General features: G+C 69.9%; 14 protein-coding genes. 5 read left to right on the forward strand and 9 right to left on the reverse strand.

Annotation, left to right across the window (positions count from 1 at the left end; all coding sequences use genetic code 11):
- The first annotated feature begins 39 nt into the window (after positions 1-39).
- Positions 40-2,295 carry a GH32 C-terminal domain-containing protein gene (locus FGL94_RS12140; RefSeq protein WP_144925493.1) on the forward strand — a complete coding sequence of 752 codons (2,256 nt, stop codon included), beginning with the start codon at positions 40-42 and terminating at the stop codon, positions 2,293-2,295.
- A gap of 8 nt (positions 2,296-2,303) precedes the next feature.
- Here the strand turns inward: FGL94_RS12140 and FGL94_RS12145 are convergent, their stop codons facing one another.
- Complete coding sequence (locus tag FGL94_RS12145) at positions 2,304-3,761, reverse strand: MATE family efflux transporter (RefSeq protein WP_144925496.1); 1,458 nt, start codon at positions 3,759-3,761, stop codon at positions 2,304-2,306.
- A 302-nt stretch (positions 3,762-4,063) separates the two neighbouring features.
- On the opposite strand from FGL94_RS12145, the gene FGL94_RS12150 reads away from it, so the two are divergent.
- On the forward strand, positions 4,064-4,654 hold the full coding sequence (locus FGL94_RS12150) for a TetR/AcrR family transcriptional regulator (RefSeq protein WP_144925499.1): 591 nt from the start codon (positions 4,064-4,066) through the stop codon (positions 4,652-4,654).
- 22 nt (positions 4,655-4,676) lie between these two features.
- Here FGL94_RS12150 and FGL94_RS12155 read toward each other — a convergent pair whose 3' ends face one another.
- The gene (locus tag FGL94_RS12155) at positions 4,677-5,156 is read right to left on the reverse strand and encodes a zinc ribbon domain-containing protein (RefSeq protein WP_144925502.1); all 480 of its coding nucleotides are present in this window, start codon (positions 5,154-5,156) and stop codon (positions 4,677-4,679) included.
- Positions 5,157-5,283: 127 nt separating this feature from the next.
- The gene (locus tag FGL94_RS12160) at positions 5,284-6,729 is read right to left on the reverse strand and encodes a glycoside hydrolase family 68 protein (RefSeq protein ID WP_144925506.1); all 1,446 of its coding nucleotides are present in this window, start codon (positions 6,727-6,729) and stop codon (positions 5,284-5,286) included.
- 221 nt (positions 6,730-6,950) lie between these two features.
- On the opposite strand from FGL94_RS12160, the gene FGL94_RS12165 reads away from it, so the two are divergent.
- Positions 6,951-8,027, forward strand: a complete 1,077-nt coding sequence (locus FGL94_RS12165) for a TrmB family transcriptional regulator (RefSeq protein WP_144925510.1) — start codon at positions 6,951-6,953, stop codon at positions 8,025-8,027.
- Positions 8,028-8,126: 99 nt separating this feature from the next.
- On the opposite strand, the gene FGL94_RS12170 is transcribed toward FGL94_RS12165, so the two are convergent.
- From FGL94_RS12170 to FGL94_RS12185, 4 genes are read right to left on the reverse strand one after another with little or no spacing between them, the layout of a single operon-like run.
- Entirely contained in the window at positions 8,127-9,254 is a 1,128-nt protein-coding gene (locus FGL94_RS12170; RefSeq protein ID WP_186313404.1) for an ABC transporter ATP-binding protein, read from the reverse strand.
- A 2-nt stretch (positions 9,255-9,256) separates the two neighbouring features.
- On the reverse strand, positions 9,257-10,198 hold the full coding sequence (locus FGL94_RS12175) for a carbohydrate ABC transporter permease (RefSeq protein WP_144926160.1): 942 nt from the start codon (positions 10,196-10,198) through the stop codon (positions 9,257-9,259).
- 53 nt (positions 10,199-10,251) lie between these two features.
- Positions 10,252-11,259, reverse strand: a complete 1,008-nt coding sequence (locus FGL94_RS12180; RefSeq protein ID WP_144925513.1) for a carbohydrate ABC transporter permease — start codon at positions 11,257-11,259, stop codon at positions 10,252-10,254.
- A 12-nt stretch (positions 11,260-11,271) separates the two neighbouring features.
- Complete coding sequence (locus tag FGL94_RS12185; RefSeq protein WP_186313405.1) at positions 11,272-12,747, reverse strand: extracellular solute-binding protein; 1,476 nt, start codon at positions 12,745-12,747, stop codon at positions 11,272-11,274.
- A gap of 188 nt (positions 12,748-12,935) precedes the next feature.
- On the opposite strand from FGL94_RS12185, the gene FGL94_RS12190 reads away from it, so the two are divergent.
- Positions 12,936-13,397 (forward strand): hypothetical protein, encoded by a 462-nt coding sequence (locus tag FGL94_RS12190; RefSeq protein ID WP_144925516.1) that lies wholly within the window; start codon positions 12,936-12,938, stop codon positions 13,395-13,397.
- Positions 13,394-14,380, forward strand: coding sequence for a hypothetical protein (locus FGL94_RS12195; protein ID WP_144925519.1), 987 nt, complete (start codon positions 13,394-13,396; stop codon positions 14,378-14,380). The genes FGL94_RS12190 and FGL94_RS12195 overlap by 4 nt, the downstream gene beginning before the upstream one ends.
- 52 nt (positions 14,381-14,432) lie before the next feature.
- Here the strand turns inward: FGL94_RS12195 and FGL94_RS12200 are convergent, their stop codons facing one another.
- Both FGL94_RS12200 and hisD read right to left on the reverse strand, forming a co-directional pair.
- On the reverse strand, positions 14,433-15,587 hold the full coding sequence (locus tag FGL94_RS12200) for a mechanosensitive ion channel family protein (RefSeq protein ID WP_144925522.1): 1,155 nt from the start codon (positions 15,585-15,587) through the stop codon (positions 14,433-14,435).
- Between the two features lie 85 nt (positions 15,588-15,672).
- Entirely contained in the window at positions 15,673-16,950 is a 1,278-nt protein-coding gene (hisD, locus tag FGL94_RS12205; RefSeq protein ID WP_144925525.1) for a histidinol dehydrogenase, read from the reverse strand.

Below are 16,950 nucleotides of genomic sequence, written 5' to 3' on the forward strand. Positions count from 1 at the left end.
GACGACACGGTTTTGACTCGGTGGCGAGTGAACGAGAGTATGACGGCGTCGCCGTCCCGCGTCGGGATCCTCACCGACGGGGACCGCTCCGAGGAGCAGCGCGCCGCGGCCGACTGGCTGGCCGCGCGCGACGGGATCGCGGTCGAGACGGTCGCGTTCGACGGGCTCAGCGACCGCGACGTCTCCACCGACTTCGACGCGCTCTGGTGGCACCGCGCGGCCCCGATCGCGGAGACCGACCCACTCGACGACGCGGCCGGGACGATCGACCGGTACCTCTCCGACGGCGGCGGCCTCCTCTTGACGCTCCGCGCGATGGCGTCGATCGACCGTCTCTCCGTCGAGTCGGTCCCGCCCGACCGAGTCGGCGAGGAATCGCTCGCGGAGCCGACCGGCGTACTGTGGCGCTCGCTGTACGCCGACCATCCAGCGATGGCGTCGCTGGAGGGGCTTCGGCACCCCGTTCGAGAGCGCGGCACGGTCCCGGCGGTCCGGTACGAGCGCGTGCTCCCCCAGCGCGGCGAACCCCTCGCCTCGACGATCCGCGGCGACACCGCGGTCCCGGACGAGGTGACCGCCGTCTCGTGGCGAGTCGGCGAGTGCAGCGAGCGAGACGAGCACAACGAGTACGCCGAGTCCGCGGGCGCTGTCGTCGGGCTCGGCGCGCCCGTCCTGTTCGCCGGCCCGCCCGCGTCGGACGACGGCCCGACCGCCGACCGGCTCACGGAGACCCGCGACCGCCTCGTCGCCGGCTGCCTCCGGAGCCTCACGGTCGACGGCGGGACGGTCGCCCGACCGACCGACGCCGAGGACATGCGCCGGCTCCGCGACCGGGTCGACGCCGCCGGCGAGGACAGGCCCGGCGGCCGCCCGAAGTACCACCTCACGCCGCCCGCCAACTGGCTGAACGACCCGAACGGGCTGATCCGGTGGGACGGGCAGTACCACGTCTTCTACCAGTACAACCCCGCGGGTCCGTTCCACAACACGATCCACTGGGGCCACGCCGTCAGCGACGACCTCGTGACGTGGCGCGACGAGCCGGTCGCGCTCGCTCCCTCCCCCGACGGCCCCGACCGCGACGGCTGCTGGTCGGGCTGTGCGGTCGACGACGACGGCACCCCGACCCTGCTGTACACGGGCGGGAACGGCCGCGATCAGCTGCCGTGTCTCGCGACGGCGGACGACTCGGGCCTCCGGTCGTGGGAGAAGTACGAGGGCAACCCCGTCATCGAGTCGCCGCCGGCCGACCTCGACGTGCTCGAAACGGAGCACTGGCGCGCCGAGTTCCGCGACCACAACGTCTGGCGCGAGGGCGGGCGTTGGCACCACCTCATCGGGACCGGCCTCGCCGACGGCGGCGGCGCGGCGCTGCTGTACACCTCCGAGACGCTCACCGACTGGACCTACGAGGGGACCCTGCTCGCCGGCGGGCCCGACGCCGGCGCGGTGTGGGAGTGCCCCGAGCTGATCGATCTGGGCGATCGCCGGCTCCTCCACGTCTCCGACTACGAGAACGTCGTCTACTTCCTCGGGACCGTCGAGGACGGCGAACTCGCGGTCGAGTCGGAGGGGCTGCTCGACCACGGCGACTTCTACGCGCCGCAGTCGCTGACCGACGCGAACGCCGGTGACGGCGGCGACGATGACGCGGACGACGCCGCTCGCTCGCTCACCTGGGGCTGGCTCCCCGAGGCCCGCGACGTGGACGCGCAGTGGGACGCCGGCTGGTCCGGCGCGCTCTCGCTCCCTCGCGTGATCGAGACCGCCCCCGACGGCGACCTCCGCCAGCGCCCGGCCGACGAGGTGACCGAACTCCGGACCGAGCGACTCGCAGACGCCGCCGCTATCGACCTCGCGCCCGACGACCGCCGCCGGCTCGACGTCTCGGGCGCGGCGATCGAGATCGAGGCGGAGATCGCGCTCGACGACGCCGAGGCGGTCGAGCTCTCCGTGTTCGAGACGCCCGACCGCGCCGAACACACCCCGATCCGCTACGCGCGCGACGGGACGCTGTCGGTCGATCGCGCCCCGTCGAGCCGTGATCCCCGCGCGTTCGCCGACGCGCAGTCGATGGCGGTTCCCCCTTACGACGAGCCCCTTTCCCTGCGCGTGTTCCTCGATCGCTCCGCGATCGAGATCTACGCGAACGGGCGCCGCTGTCTCACGAGCCGAGTGTATCCGACCCGCGACGACGCGGTCGGCGTCTCCGCGCGCGCCGAGGGAGGCCGCGCGGCGATCGCGTCGCTGTCGGCGTGGGAACTCGGCGAGGCGATGCCGACGGGCGAGGAGTGAGCGGCCGATCAGTCGTCCGTCGACTCCGCGGTCGCCACCGGCTCGTCGACGTCGCTCGCGACGCCCCGGTCAGTGAGGTCGCCGCGGCGCCACGTCCCCCGGCGGTACCACGCGTACGCGACGGCCGCGCCGACGACGTTCGATACCGCGAACGACAGCCAGATGCCGGTCTCGCCGATCCGGTCGGCGGCGACCCACGCGATCGGGAACCGGATAACTCCGAGCATCAGCACCGAGATGGCCGCGGCGGTGAGCGTCTTCCCCGCCCCGCGGAAGCTCCCGGTGTACGCGCGCATGACGCCGATGAAGCCGAACGTCAGCGCGACGATCCGGAGGAACTGCGAGCCGACCGCGACCACGCGGGCGGCGTCGGCCTGATCGGCGCCGACGAACACGGAGACGATCGGCTCGGGGACGAGGAAGACGGCGACGCCGGCGACCGAGAGGACGGCAAACAGCGTCTTGGCCGCCAGAGTCGCCGCCCGTTCGGCTCGGTCGGGCTTGCCCGAGCCGATGTTCTGGCCGGTCATCGTCTCGACGCCGCGGGCGACCGCGATCGCCGGGAGGAAGACCACGGAGAACACCCGCGTGCCGATCCCGTAGGCGGCCACGACCGGGTCGGGGAACAGCGCGACGATGAAAAGCAGGAGGTTCATCGACACCGCCCGCCCGGTTCCCTCGATCGAGGCCGGCAGGCCGATGCGGAGAAGCCGGCGCAGGTAGCTCGCGTCCGGCGTCATATCCCGGAGGTTGATCTGGACCCCGCGCACCCCGCGGAACATGATCGCCAGTCCGACGATCAGCGCCAGCGCCCGAGAGAACACGGTCGCGATCGCCGCGCCCTCGATCCCGAGCGCGGGGAACGGCCCCCATCCGAAGATGAGGAACGGGTCGAGCGCGATGTTGAGCACGACGGAGCCGAACATCACGAGCATGGGAGTGATCGTATCGCCGTACCCGCGCATGAGCGCGATGAACACCGCGAACCCGAACATGGCCACGAGCCCCAGCGAGATGACCTCCATGTAGCTCGACGCGAGGGGTAACACGTCCGCCGACGCGCCCATCAGATCGAGGAATTCCCCGACGAAGAAGTAGCCGACGCCGCCGAGGAGCACCGAGGCGATCACCGCGAACGTCACCGTCTGCGAGGCGGCGTACTCCGCCTCGCGCGCCTCGCCCGCCCCGGTGTACTGGGCGACGAGCACGCTGCCGGCGACGGAGATCCCCATCCCGAGCGAGATCAGCAGGAACACCATCGGGAACGCGAAGCTGATCGCCGCGAGCGCGTCCGTGCTGTACTGGCCCAGCCAGAACGTGTCCGCGAGGTTGTACGCCGTCTGAAAGAGGTTCGTGACGACGATCGGCATCGAGAGGAAGAAGAGCGGCTTCGCGATCCCGCCCGACGTGAGGTCGAACTCCTCGGGCCCCTTAAACAGGGCGTCGGCGCGGTCGAGGAGTCCCATCAGCGGGACGCCCTCGTGCGCTTTCGCAGTTCGTCGGCCGAGAGGCGACTCCCGGTGTCTCTCTCCTCGGGATCGGTACGGAACGCTGCCGTCGGGGTCGCCGTCGCTCCATCATCCATCGTGGTCGATATCGTACTTACTGACTAGTCAGTCAAAAACGTTCGGAAGCGCGGATACGCTTCGAGACACCGTCTCCACTGGGTTCTCCTCGCGAATTCCGAGTGATCTTACGGTAAGTTCTCGCAGGTGTCGGGCGGGCTCGGCCGCAATCGTTATTCGCCCGTGGCCGGAAGCGTCGTGACATGGCCGAACCATCGGGGCGGACCTTCTCGGACGCGGACGAGGAGATAATGCGGGCGACCTACCGCGCGCTCCGCGAACACGGATACGCCGATCTCACGATCAAGCGGATCGCGGCGGAGTACGGCAAATCGACCGCCGCGGTGCACTACCACTACGACACGAAGGAGGAGCTGTTGGCGGCGTTTCTCGACTACATCCTGAATTGGTTCGTCGCCTCCATCCGCGAGGTCGAGACGACCGACCCCGAACAGCGCCTGACGGTTCTGCTCGACAAGCTGCTCGTCGCGCCGCAGGAGAACCCCGACCTGTCCGTCGCGCTGCTGGAGATGCGGAGTCAGGCCCCCTACAACGAGGCGTTCGCCGAGCGCTTCCGGCAGAACGACGAGTACGTCCGTTACCTGGTCAAGGCCGTCATCAACCACGGCATCGACGAGGGCGTGTTCGCAGATGTCGACGCCGACCGCGTCACGCGGTCGCTGCTGACGATCGTCGAGGGCGCCCGTACCCGATCGGTGGTGTTCGACGACGTGGGCGAGTACGAGCGCGCGCGGGCGACCGCGGAGGAGTACGTCGACGCGACGCTCAGATGAGCGCGCTCAGGCGAGTCGACGCTTAGCGGCCTGACCGCTCGCTCGCAGCGTCCCCGGAGTCGACCTCCAGACCGCCAGACAGATCGGCCGTACACCAGTGACAGAAGTCGAGCTCCGGATCGACCTCCTTCCCGCAGTTCGGACAGCTGTCGGTCGTCTCTCCGGCCACGTCCTTCGTCCCCTCGCCCGTGTTCCTCGTCGCCTCGGTCGCGTTCTCCGTCCGGGCGAGCGCGTTCTGCGCGCGGGCGATGACGTACGCGTCGACGACGCTTGCGCCCCCCACGAGCAGGGTCGGCGCGACGCTCAGCGGATCGACCGGCTCGCCGGCCGCGAGCGCCTCGATCGCCGCCGGCTCGACGAAGACGTAGCTCACCGCGAACAGCACCGCGAGCCAGCCGACCGCGCGGCGCCACCGACGCAAGTAGAGGTGACCGAACCCGGTCACGAGCGCGCCGAGAAGGGCCGCGAGCCAGGGCCGCTTCTGCGATATCGTTCGCTCCATGCCCGAACTTACCGGTCGGTCAGGTATAAGCCTTCTACCGCTTCGGAATCCGGACGATGTGCCGACCGATCGCTCACGGCACTCGCCAGCGGCGTTCACGCTCGCGAGCGCTCGGGTGAGTCGCCACTTAAATAGCGCCGTGGGAGCCGCCGTTCCCTCCGGCGCCGGCGTCGCCGAGCGACTCGCCAACCTCCTCGTCGACCGTCCCCTCGTCGACCGCCCCCTCGTCGACCGTCCCGCTCGGTCCCGCGACGTATCCCCCGACGCTCCCGCCCTCCCGGATCCGGCCGTCGAGCGCGTTGTCGTCGAATAGGTCCGAATCGTCGACCGACGGCAGCGGCTCGTCCGGGACGGGGATCCGCCACGCGTCGAGCGTCCCGAGGAGCCGCGTCCGGTCTCCCTCTACCGCCAGCCGGAGAGTCGGCGCGAGCGTCCCGCCGAACCGCTCCCGCTGCTCGGCCTCGGGGAGGTCGGCGATCGCGTCGAGCGAGTCGCCGGCGAAGTCGTAGTAGTTGAGGAAGCTCTGGACGAGCACCTCCTCGTCGTGGGCGAACGCCATCCACGAGTACGCCTGAAACGGCGCCTCCGGCGGATTCGTGGCGACCAGCCCGGAGCCGTTCAGGGGGCGATACTCGCCGCCGAGCGCGTCGGCGACGAAGCCGTAGAGCCCGTCGGGGCCGGTGACGCCCGGCGCGAACGTGTGGACGTGGCTGCAGACGAACAGGTAGTAGCGCCCGTCGGCGACGACGACGTGCGGGCGCTCCAGCTCCTGATTGACCTCGGTCGCGTCCAGCAGGGGCGGGCGGAGCTCCCACGAGAGCGGGTCGCCGGACTCCGAGACGGCGACGCCGACGCAGCCGTTGAACTCCCGCCGGTGAGCGGTCTCCGGGTCGTCGCCCTCCCGCTCAGGGGCGGGCGCGTTCGCCTCGAACAGCAGGTGCGTCTCGCCCGTCGTCGGGTCCTCGAAGAACCACGGGTCCCGGAAGGTGTAGGTCATCCCGCGCGACTGCGCCTCGGTCTCGTACCACTCGCCGTCGGGGGTCAGCAGCGTCTCGTGGGTCCACGGGCCGGAGAGCTCGACCCCGTCCTCGCCGGCGCCCACCGTCCCGCCGTGCGCGACCGCGATCCGCTGGGCGTACGTCATCTCGTCGGCGGTCTCGTCGCCGGCGGCGGTGTAGTAGAGGTAGACCTCGCCGTCGTCGTACAGCGCGGAGCCGGCCCACTGGCGCTGGCCGAGCGCGCCGCCGTCGAAGACCGGCCCCGCGTCGCGCCAAGTCTCGCCGTCCGGCGAGTAGAAACACCGGATCTCGGCCACGTCGTGTCGTTTACCGGGGAGCAGCTCGGCCGGCGCCGTCAGCGAGAACGCGAGCCGATACCCGCCCACGTCGGCGATCTCGCCGTGTCGGTCGCGGAGCAGCCACGTGTCCCAGATGTGAAGCTCCGGGAAGGGGTCGATCTCGGGGGCGCCCGCCGCCGGGGCGACGTTCTCGCGCCGGCGTTCGATCGACGCGGCCTGCGCTCTGGTCCACCGCGACAGCGAGTGACCGCCGTCGCTCTCCGGCGTCTCGTGCATACGCCTCCTCCGCCAGCGACCGAATAAAGCCTTTTCAGTCGGAACGGCGTTCGGTCTGGACCACCCCCCGTAACGGAAATAAAACGTTTTATCACAGCCGTGGTAGTTCAGAGCATGGCAGGAACACGCACTGAACGAGATCGGCCGAAACGCGGCGCAGCCAGTCGAACCGAAACGAACCGCCGCAACCGTACGGGCCGACACGAGATCGCACGCGGGGGATGAAGGTGGACCGCGCAGAACTCACCGAGACCCTGGAGGACGCCGGCCTCTCGCCGTATCAGGCGGACGCCTACGTCACCGTCCTCGAACTCGGCTCCGCGCCGGTCACCCGGGTCGCCGACGCCAGCGGGGTCCCCGACCCCCGGATCTACGACGTGTTGCGCGACTTGGAGAGCGCCGGCTACATCGAGACCTACGAGCAGGAGTCGCTGTACGCCCGCGCCAACAGCCTCGACGAGATCACCGAGGACCTCCGGACGCGAGCGAACCGGTTCACCGAGGCCACCGAGGAGATCGAGCGCCGCTGGAACGAGCCGTCCGTCGAGCAGTCCACCGTCAGCATCGTCACCCGCTTCGAGACGGTGATCAAGAACGCCGACGAGTTCATCCGCGACGCCGACACGCAGGTGAACGTCTCGCTCGGCGTCGAGCACTTCGAGCGGCTCCGTCCCGCGCTGCAGGCGGCGACGGAGCGCGGCGTCCGCGTCAACCTCTCCATCCACACTCCGGACGGGAGTACGGACTCGCTCCCCGACCCCGAGGACCTCGCCGAGGTCTGCTCGGAGGCGCGCCACCGTCGGCTCCCCTCCCCGTTCGTGGTGATCGTCGACCGGACGCGGACCTGTTTCGCGCCCCACGCCGGATCGACCAACGAGTACGGCGTGCTCGTCGACGACCGCACCCACACGTACGTGTTCCACTGGTACTTCCTGACGACCCAGTGGGACACGTGGGAACCGATCTACACGTCCATCGACGACGAGCCGCCGATCGACTACATCGACATCCGGTACTGCGTCCGCGACGTGACCCCGCTCCTTCGAAACGGCGACACGGTGCGGGTCCGGATCGAGGGGATCGACACCGACACCGGCGCCGACCGCGCCGTGGAGGGGACCCTCTCCGAGGTCATCGTCACCGGCGACGAAGACGTGGCGGCCGAGACCATCGCGAGCTACGGCGGCCGGGTCGCCCTCGTGGTCGAGACCGACGACGGCCCCGTCGAGGTCGGCGGCTGGGGGGCGATGGTCGAGGCCGTCGAGGCCCACCGGATCACGGTCGTCGACGTGGAGTGAGCGCCGGTGTGGGGAGGTCCCGTCCGCGCCGAGCCGAGGCTCGCCGGCGTCGAACGAGACGGAAAAATGCAGCGCCGACGGCGATCCGACCGAGCTACGTCACTCCAGCGAGTGCGTGATCGCGTCGCCGCTCGCCCGGTCGAACAGGTGGACGTTCTCGCGGTCCATCACGATCCGGATGTCGTCGCCCTCCGCGATCTCCGTGTCGGGCGCGAGGTTGATGAGGAGCTGTCCCTCGCCGCGTCCCTCGGCGCTCGCCTCCACGTCGCGGTCGAACAGCAGGTAGGCGTTGACCTCCTTCCCCATCGGCTCGATCACGTCGACGACGGCGTCGAACGCCTTCGTCGGCGAGGCCGCCTTCCGGGCGTCCTCCTCTAAGAACACGTCCTCGGGACGGATCCCGACCGTGATGTCCTGTCCCGGCGAGACCCCGTGTGTCTCGGGGTCGAAGTCGATCTGCGTGTACTGGGACTCGAAGCCGCCGTCGACGACCGCTCCCTCGATGAAGTTCATCGCGGGCGACCCGATGAAGCCGGCGACGAACAGGTTCGCGGGCTCGTTGTAACACTCGAGCGGCGGCGCCACCTGCTGGAGCACGCCGCTGTTTATCACCGCGATCCGGTCGGACATCGTCATCGCCTGCGCCTGGTCGTGGGTGACGTAGATGATCGTCGTGTCCAGCTCGCGGTGGAGCCGCTGGAGCTGCGTGCGCATGTGGACCCGCAGCTCCGCGTCGAGGTTCGCCAGCGGCTCGTCCATCAGGAACGCGTCCGGGTTGCGGACGATGGCGCGGGCGATCGCGACGCGCTGGCGCTGCCCGCCGGACATCTCGCTCGGCATCCGGTCCATCATCCCCTCCAGCTGGACGATGTCGGCCGCCTCCTCGACGCGCCGGTCCACCTCCTCCTGGTCGTACTTCCGGAGCCGGAGCCCGAAGGAGATGTTGTCGTACACGTCCATGTGGGGGAACAGCGCGATGTTCTGGAACACCATGGAGATCCCCCGGTCCTTCGGCGGGAGGTTCGTCACGTCGCGCCCGCCGATCTCGATGGTACCCTCGGTGGGCAGCGTGAGCCCGGCGATCGTCTCCATCGTGGTCGACTTCCCGCACCCGGAGGGGCCGACGAAGGTGACGAACTCACCGTCGTTGATCTCCAGGTTCATGTCGTCGACTGCCGTTACGTCCTCGTACCGTTTCGTGATTCCCTCTAATGTGACTGATGCCATGGTTACTCCTTAACCGCCCCCGTGGTGAGTCCGCTCACGATCTTCTCCTGTGCGACGACGACGAGGATGGCGACCGGCAGCACCGCGACGATGCTGGCGGCGGCCATGAGATTGTACAGCACCTCGAACTCGCCCTGGAACCGCAGTATCCCCTCGAGCATCGGGGCCCAGTTCCCCGGCCGCCCGTCGGTCATCAGCGAGCTGAAGAAGTACTCGTTGTACACCGAGATGAACGTCAACACGCCGGCGGTCGCGACGCCGGGCGCCGACAGCGGGACGATGACCCGGAACAGCGCGCCGAGCCGAGTCGTCCCCTCCACGCGGGCCGCGTCCTCCAGCCCGTCGGGGATCTGCGAGTAGAACGTCATCAGGATGAATATCGACAGCGGCAGGAAGATCGCCGACAGCGGGATGAAGATCGCGTACGGGGTGTTATACAGCGACCCGGCCGAGATCAGCGGCCGCAACACGTCGACGTTGGTGTTGAACAGCCGGTTCAGCGGGATGAAGAAGGCCGCCGGCGGGAAGAAGGACGTGACGAGGACTAAGAGCAGCATCGCGTTGCGTCCCCGGAACCGGAGCCGACCGAACACGTAACCGGCGAGGCTCCCGACGAGCAGCACCGCAACGGTCGCAATCGTCGCGATCAGGAAGCTGTTGAACACGTACCGGTGGAACGGCAGCGTCTGGAAGACCTCGACGAACGCCGCCGGGTTGAACCCCGCCGGGAGGAACACGCCGACCTCGGAGAGGTTGTTCCGCGGCGTCAGCGCGACCACGAGCAGCCAGTAGAACGGGAACAGCGTCGTGACGACGAAGAAGACCGTCGCGACGTAGAACGTCGCCCGGTACGCGCGGTCCGGGTTGGAGATCATCTTCGCGGCCCACGCCTCGATGATGCCGCGGTCGAGTTCGGGCTCGTCCGCCTTGGCCTGATCGGCCATCTCGACGGTCGGATCGGCCTCGTCGACCGACTCGCCGTCGGGGCGGTCGGCGCTCATGCCACACCCCCGTTGCTGTTACGCAGCGCAAGCAGGTACGCGACCACGAATCCGCTGATGACGACCGCGGTCAGGAACGCCACCGCGGAAGCGGTCGCCCAGCGCCGACTGTTCTGGAGCGCGATGATTACGAGGCAGGTCAGCGACGGCACCGTCTCACAGCCCGCCGTGGCGTCGATCAGCCCGTAGATGCGCATCGCGTCCATCGTCCGGAACAGCATCGCGACGAGCAGCGCCGGCGCCACGAGCGGCAGGGTGATGTACCGGAACCGCTGCCACGGCGAGGCGCCCGACACCTTCGCCACGTCGTAGAGCCCGCGATCGATGCTCTGGAGCCCCGCCAGAATGAGCAGCGCCATGAACGCCGTCGTCTTCCAGATGTCGGCGACCAACACGATCATGAACGAGTCAGAGCTGCTCGACAGCGGGTTGTCGCCGAACACGCCGAGCCACTGCATGAACTCGGTCCCGAAGCCGATGGTCGGGTTGAACAGGAGGAAGAAGATCATTCCCTGAATGACGATGGGGATGGCCCACGGGATGATGATCGACACCCGGACCCACCGGCGACCGTAGAAGTCCTGATCGAGCACGAGGGCCTGTCCGAACCCGATCAGCGTCTCGAACAGGACGCTCAAGATCGCGAACGCCAGCGTGACGAACAGCGCCTGCTGGAGGAACGGCGCCCCGAACGTCACGAACGGGAACGAGTCCGTGGTCGATATCGAGATGAACTGCTGCGTGAAGTTCGTGTCGCCGGTCAGCAGGTCGACGTAGTTGTCGAGGCCGATGAACTCGCCGAACGGGTCGGCCGACGCCACGGCGTCCGCGAGCAGTGAGAACCGGAACGTCTCGATCAGCGGGTAGAACGCGACGACCGCGAGCAGCAGGAATGCGGGAGCTAACAGGACGTAGGCGTACACCTCCTCGCTCTGCGTCTCCAGCCAGTTGAGCGGCCGGGCGAGCAGCGAACCCCCCTCGTCCGCTCGCGTGTCGGTTGACATGCTCGTCCCTCGTTATTCAGCCAGGTCGGATTCGATCGAGCTGAGCGAGCTTTCTAAGTCGGACATGGCGTCCTCGGGCGACTTCTCGGCCTGATACGCCGCCGAGACCTCGGAGGCGACCTGCGGGCTCTGGTCGGGCCACGCCACGGTGACCGGACGCGGGACCGTGTTCTGGCCGGCGACCGCGAGCGTGTCGAGGAAGTCGCCGAGCGCGCCCACCTCGTCGGGATCGACCGACTCGGTGACCGACGGGTCCGGCGGGAGGTACCCCCCCTCGGCGAAGTTGCTCTGCATGACCTCCTCGTTGGCGAACGCCTCCAGCACCTGAACGCACTCGTCGAGCCGCTGGGTGTTCGGGTTGATCGTGAGGTGCCAGCCGCCGAGCGCCCCGGCCGGGCCGCCGGTGCCCTCGTAGGCGCCCTCGCCCGCCTCGACGCCGTACGGGAGCGGCATCACGTCGTAGTCCTCCGGGTCGAAGCTGTCGGAGTCGAGGTTGATCGGGATCGCGTACGGCCAGTTGCGCATGAAGATCGCGTTCCCGCCCGTGAACGGCTCGCGGGCCGGCTCCTCGGTGAAGGAGAGCAGGTCGGTCGTCGAGATCTGCGGGAAGTCGGGATGGGCGTACTCCGCGTCGGGCCCCTCCATGAACGACCGCATCATGCGGATCGTGTCGTGGACGGGCTCCTCGTTGACCGTGACCGGCCGGTCGCCGATCGGGCCGAAGAGGTTCTCGTGGTCGCCGAAGTACGCGCCGCCGAAGGCGGTCATCGTCTCGTTGAACGTACAGCAGGCGAGCCCGACGTAGTTGTCGGCCTGCGTGGTGAACCCGTAGTCGAAGCTGTCGCCGTCGGGGCCGCCGTTCTGCTCCCACACGTCCGCGGCCATCTCGGCGAACTCCTGCCAGCTCATCGGCTCGGTCGCCCAGTTCTCGCCCTCGGGGTCGTAGCCGGCGTCCTCGACGACGTCCCTCCGGTAGTGCATCACCGGGTAGTCGGGGAACAGCGGGAGCCCGAACAGGTCTCCGCTCTCCGGGTCGCTCGCGGTGCTCACCGCGCTGTCGAGGTAGTCGTTCTGAACGTAATCGAGCGTCTCGGAGGAGAGCTCCTCGCTCAGGTTCACGAGCTGGCCGCGCGCGATGAACGGGATGGTCCATCCCGAGTCCATCATGAAGATGTCCGGGCTCGCCCGCCCGGCGTCAAGCGCCGACGTGAACTCCGACCGGCGCGCCCCCGACTCGAAGTCGCCCGGCAGGATCTCGATCTCGATCTCCTCGTCGAGCCCCGCGTCGTGGAGGCTCTGGCTGACCGAGTCGCCGATCCCCGCCCACTCGCTGTCCATCGTGATCTGGATCGGCCCGTCGCCGCCGCCCCCACCGCCGGAACAGCCGGCAAGCCCGACGGTCGCCCCTGCAGCGCCCGTCGCCTCCAGGAACCGTCGCCGCGATACCCCCACACGCCCCGTTTCGTGATCGGATTCTCTGTCGACCATTACACCTGTTGTTACAAAATACACCCGTATATAATTATTGATGCCAACACTTATGCATGATCGGGCGCACGCGCTCGAGAGCGAATTCGAACCGATCACCGTTGGCCGACCGCGCCTCCTGAGTCCCCGAGTCCCTCCCGACGCCGTCGGAACGGCTATGGATCCCGAGCGTCGAGTGGGTGCCAGTCATGGGTTCAACCGGCACGGTCGCGGGACGGGTACGAGACGGGGTGGTTCAGTGGCTCGAACGCGTGTTCTTCGGGGGCGCGGAGATCTCGCTGCTGTCGTCGCCCGCGTTCGCCGCGGTGCTCGTCCTCCAGACGCGCTACCCCGACGCGGCCCCGATCGCCGGACTCCTCGCGATCGGGTTCGGGAGCGTCGCGATCGCGCTGTTCCGCGCGAAGGTCCTCGACGTCGGGGCGTGGCCGCGGCGCGGCGAACTGGCGACCCTCCCCCTGCGAGTCGGCTACTTCAGCGCCCTCTTCCTCCTCTCGACGGTCGGAGTCGCGGCGGCGGCGACGGCGGCCGGATCGCTGTGGTTCGCCCTGCTCGGCGGGGTCGTCCAACCCCTCGGCCTCGCGGCGTTCCCCCGCGCCTACCGCGCCGTCCACGGCGAACCGCTCCAGCGCACGCCCGGGGTGGAGCTGTGAGCGACGGCCGGTCCGCCGTCGACGCCCTGCGGGACGCGGTCGCCGCGCTCGCCGATCCCGATCACACCGGCGAGAACCGCTGTCTCCCCTGCACGGTCGTCAACGCGGTCGGCGTCGCGGCCGTGGCCGGGCTGGTCTCGCGTCGCCGCCGGTCGCTCGGGCTCCTCGCCGCCGTCCTCGGCGGCGCGGCGATCTGGCTTCGCGGCTACGTCCTCCCCGGGACCCCGCGATTCGCCCCGCGGCTCGTCGCCCCCCTCCCGATCGATATCGGTCCCGACCACCGGGCGGGGCTCGGCTCCGGATCGCTCGCCGACGACGCGGTCACGGTCGATGTGAGGGGAGACGAACCGGCGGGAGACGAACCGGCGGAGAGTGACGCGGAGACGGGCGACTCGGAGACGGGCGATCCGGACCGCGATCCCGGATACGACGCCGGTATCGCGCCGAGCGAGGGAGATGCGGACCGCGGGGGCGACAGCGACGGCGACGCCGTCGGCCCGGAGGCCCTCATGACGACGCTCGTCGACGCGGGCGCCCTCGTCGACGACGGCGAGACGCTCCTCCTCGATGAGTCGTTCCGGACGGCGGTGTACGACCGGATCGACGCGCTCCGTCGCGGCCCCGACGAGGAACTCGCCGAGCGCGCTGCGGCGCTCGCCGGGACCGACGTCGAAGGGCAGGTCCACGACGGCCGAATTCTCCTCGCCGGACGGCGCGACGCGTGGCTGAGCCGGCCGATCGCGCTCGCGGAGACGGCCGCCGCGGAGACCCTCCGCGAGCGCGGGGTCGACGACGCGGTCGCCCGGCAGGCGGCGCGGCCGCTCCGCGCGTTCCTCGACGCCTGTCCGGTCTGTGACGGTCCGGTCCGCGAGACGACGCTGCGGAACTGCTGTGGCGGCCCAGGGGGCGTCAGCGGGAACCCCGAGCGACCGGTCCGCGCCTGTGCCGACTGCGACGCGGTCGTCTTCGCCGACCGGTCCTGAGGGCGGCGACGGGGCGCTCGGCGGCGCCGAGGCGACGATCGAGTTGCCCCGCTCACTGCGCCCGGTCGCCGTCGCGCGTCGCCGCGGCCGGCTCGTCGGCGGCGGGCGACGGAGCGCCCGCTCGCCCGTCGGCGACGCCGGGATCGGGGCCGTCGGCCGCGGCGGTGACCGTCACGTCGCGCTTGGGGTAGGGGATCTCGATGTCGGCCGCGGCCAGCGCCTTGTACAGCGCGCGGTTGAGCTCGTGTTGGGCGCGCCGCCGTCGCGTCGGTCCCCTGACCCAACAGAGCAGCTCGTACTGCAGCGCAGAGTCCCCGAACGAGCGGAGCCGCGCCCGCGGCTTCGGGGAGTCGAGGACCAGCGCCTCCGCCTGCACGACCTCGATCGCGAGCGCCTCGAACGCGTCGATGTCGGTCCCGTAGGCGACGCCGATTGGCACCCGGACGCGGCGCCGGCGCTGCGGCGCGGACTCGTTGGTGACCTTCGCGGCGTTGAGCGCGGCGTTCGGAACCGTCACCAGCACCTCGTCGCGGGTGAGAAGCGTCGTCGAGCGCACGCCGACCTTGATCACGGTCCCCGCGGTGCCGTCGTCGAGGACGATGTAATCGCCGATCTTGTAGGTGTCGTCGAAGTACAGCGCGATGCCGCCGAAGAAGTTCGCGACCGTGTCCTTCGCGGCGAAGCCGACCGCGATGCCGGCGACCCCCGCGGCGCCCAGGAGCGGCGTGATCTCGATGCCCCACAGCCACAGCAGCGTCCCGGCGCTGCCGACGAGGACCGCGAGCGTCCAGACGTTCGAGAAGACGGGCGCGAAGTCGAACCGGCCGCCCTCCTCGTTGACGGCGGCGACGACCTGGTTCACGACACCGTTCGCGGCGTGTGCCCACACCAGCACGATGACCGACAGCGACGGTCGGCCGAAGATGTCGTCGAGCAGCTGCGGGTCGACGAGGACGGACGATCGGATCGCGGGGACCTGGGTGAGGACGAACACTCCGGCGAGCGCGGCGGTGACGACGAGCGGCGCGCGAAGCGAGGAGATGACGATGTCGTCGTACCCGGAGTCGGTGGCCGAGACGTACCGGCGCGCGAGTCGCAACACGACGAACTCCATCCCGAGGGCGGCGACGACGGAGACCGCGAGGACCGCGACCGTCGCCTCGACCGCGGTGAGCCCTTCGAACAACGCGGGCAGGGAGGGAATCATGTCGTCCGAGACGCGACAGCGGGAGATAACGGTTTCTGCGGCGAGTGGCTGCCGACGGCCGACGACTGGATCTTCCGAACCGCGTCTACTCGAACCGCTTCCGGACGCTCTCCGCGTGCGCCTCTAACCCCTCGGCCTCGGCGAGGGTCGTGATCGCCTCGGAGAGGCCGTCGAGCGCGTCGCGGTCGAGCCGCTGGACCGTCGACGACCTGAGGAAGGTGTCGACGGAGAGCCCGCCGTACCGCTTCGCGCCGCCGTTCGTCGGCAACACGTGGTTCGTCCCGGTCGCGTAGTCGCCGGCGGCCACGGGGGAGTACGGCCCGAGGAACACCGAGCCGGCGTTCGAGATCCGATCGAGGAGCGCCTCGTCGTCGGCGGCGACGATCGAGAGGTGCTCGGCCGCGTACTCCTCGGCGAACAGCACCGCCTCGGGCATCGACCGGGCGTGGAGGACGCCGGAGGCGTCGTTGTCGAGGGCGGCCCGGATCGTCTCCTCGCGCTCGCGGCCGGCGGCCTGCTCGTCGACAGCGTCCGCGACCGCCGCCGCGAGGTCCGGGTCGTCGGTGACCACGACCACGGAGGCGTTCGGGTCGTGTTCGGCCTGCGCGACCAGATCGGCGGCGACGAGGTCGGGGTCGGCGGTCTCGTCCGCGAGCACGAGCACCTCGCTCGGCCCGGCGAGGAAGTCGATCTCCACGTCGCCCTGCACGACCGCCTTCGCGGCGGTGACCCACTTGTTACCGGGGCCGACCACCTTCTGGGCGTTCGTGACCGTCTCCGTGCCGTACGCGAGCGCGGCGATCGCCTGTGCGCCGCCGGCCTGATACACCGCGTCCGCGCCGGCCTCGTGGACCGCCGCGAGCGTGACCGGGTTCAGATCCTCGGCCGGCGGAGTCGCGACCGACACGTGGTCGACGCCCGCCACCGTCGCCGGGATCACGCCCATCAGCGCGCTGGAGGGATACGCCGCCGCGCCGCCGGGCACGTACACTCCCGCGCGGTCGAGCGGGCGGAACCGGCGACCGAGCTCGCGGTCGCCGAACTCCTCGCGCCAGTCCTCGGGGCGCTGCCGGTCGTGGAACTCGCGGATGTTCGCGGCCGCCTCGCGGACCGCGTCGAGCACCGGGTCGTTCGCGTCGTCGAGCTCGGCGTGCGCGCGCTCCGCGTCGTCCGTCACGTCGATGTTGCCGACGGTCACCCCGTCGAACTCCTCGGAGAACTCCCGCAGCGCCACGTCCCCCTCCTCGCGCACCCGGCCGACGATCTCGCTCACGTCGTCGCGGACCGCGTCGACGCCCGCGTCGCGCTCGAAGAAGGCGCGACGCTCGGCCGGCGAGAGGTCGGCGACGGTTCGTACGTCCAT

The organism is Halorubrum salsamenti, from assembly GCF_007671685.1.
Taxonomy (GTDB): domain Archaea; phylum Halobacteriota; class Halobacteria; order Halobacteriales; family Haloferacaceae; genus Halorubrum; species Halorubrum salsamenti.

Coding starts and splice junctions, on each gene's coding strand:
- FGL94_RS12140 (WP_144925493.1), top strand. CDS start 40: ATGACGGCGTCGCCGTCCCGCGTCGGGATCCTCACCGACGGGGACCGC.
- FGL94_RS12145 (WP_144925496.1), bottom strand. CDS start 3,761: ATGGGACTCCTCGACCGCGCCGACGCCCTGTTTAAGGGGCCCGAGGAG.
- FGL94_RS12150 (WP_144925499.1), top strand. CDS start 4,064: ATGGCCGAACCATCGGGGCGGACCTTCTCGGACGCGGACGAGGAGATA.
- FGL94_RS12155 (WP_144925502.1), bottom strand. CDS start 5,156: ATGGAGCGAACGATATCGCAGAAGCGGCCCTGGCTCGCGGCCCTTCTC.
- FGL94_RS12160 (WP_144925506.1), bottom strand. CDS start 6,729: ATGCACGAGACGCCGGAGAGCGACGGCGGTCACTCGCTGTCGCGGTGG.
- FGL94_RS12165 (WP_144925510.1), top strand. CDS start 6,951: ATGAAGGTGGACCGCGCAGAACTCACCGAGACCCTGGAGGACGCCGGC.
- FGL94_RS12170 (WP_186313404.1), bottom strand. CDS start 9,254: ATGGCATCAGTCACATTAGAGGGAATCACGAAACGGTACGAGGACGTA.
- FGL94_RS12175 (WP_144926160.1), bottom strand. CDS start 10,198: ATGGCCGATCAGGCCAAGGCGGACGAGCCCGAACTCGACCGCGGCATC.
- FGL94_RS12180 (WP_144925513.1), bottom strand. CDS start 11,259: ATGTCAACCGACACGCGAGCGGACGAGGGGGGTTCGCTGCTCGCCCGG.
- FGL94_RS12185 (WP_186313405.1), bottom strand. CDS start 12,747: ATGGTCGACAGAGAATCCGATCACGAAACGGGGCGTGTGGGGGTATCG.
- FGL94_RS12190 (WP_144925516.1), top strand. CDS start 12,936: ATGGGTTCAACCGGCACGGTCGCGGGACGGGTACGAGACGGGGTGGTT.
- FGL94_RS12200 (WP_144925522.1), bottom strand. CDS start 15,587: ATGATTCCCTCCCTGCCCGCGTTGTTCGAAGGGCTCACCGCGGTCGAG.
- hisD (WP_144925525.1), bottom strand. CDS start 16,950: ATGGACGTACGAACCGTCGCCGACCTCTCGCCGGCCGAGCGTCGCGCC.